Annotated in this window: 1 protein-coding gene; it reads left to right on the plus strand. The window is 65.3% G+C overall.

What is annotated here, in order from left to right:
* Positions 1-524: ABC transporter substrate-binding protein (locus FJV41_RS55410; RefSeq protein WP_246137924.1), on the plus strand; the 524-nt coding region annotated here is incomplete at both ends.

Raw genomic sequence — 524 nt, forward strand, 5'->3', positions numbered from 1 at the left:
GCGGCAGGTCGGGCGCCTGGAAGAAGCCCTGGCCGGCGCCGGGGGCGACACCGCGCCCGTGCTGGAGCGCACCGGCATCCGCGAGCTGGACCGCATCGTGGATGGCTTCAACGGCTTCGGCGCGCGGCTGCAGGAGGCCCGCGCCCGCCTGAAAGCCCTGGGGCTGGAAAACCTGACCCTCAAGCTGTGGGTGCCCACCAGCTCGCAGGCGTGGAATCCCAGCCCGCTGAAAACGGCGGAGCTTATCCAGGCGGATATGGCGCAGATTGGCGTTAAGGTGATTATTGTGCCGGTAGAGGGACGTTTCCAGGAGGCGCGCCTGATGGACATGAGCCACGACCTGACGCTCTCCGGCTGGGCGACGGACAGTAACGATCCGGACAGTTTCTTCCGACCGCTGCTGAGCTGCGCGGCCATCGCCTCGCAAACCAACTTTGCCCACTGGTGTAACCGGGAGTTTGACGACGTGCTGCAAAAAGCGCTGCTCTCGCAGCAACTCTCCTCGCGGATGGACGCTTACAAAG

Origin of the sequence: Myxococcus llanfairpwllgwyngyllgogerychwyrndrobwllllantysiliogogogochensis (assembly GCF_006636215.1) — a bacterium.
Taxonomy (GTDB): domain Bacteria; phylum Myxococcota; class Myxococcia; order Myxococcales; family Myxococcaceae; genus Myxococcus; species Myxococcus llanfairpwllgwyngyllgogerychwyrndrobwllllantysiliogogogochensis.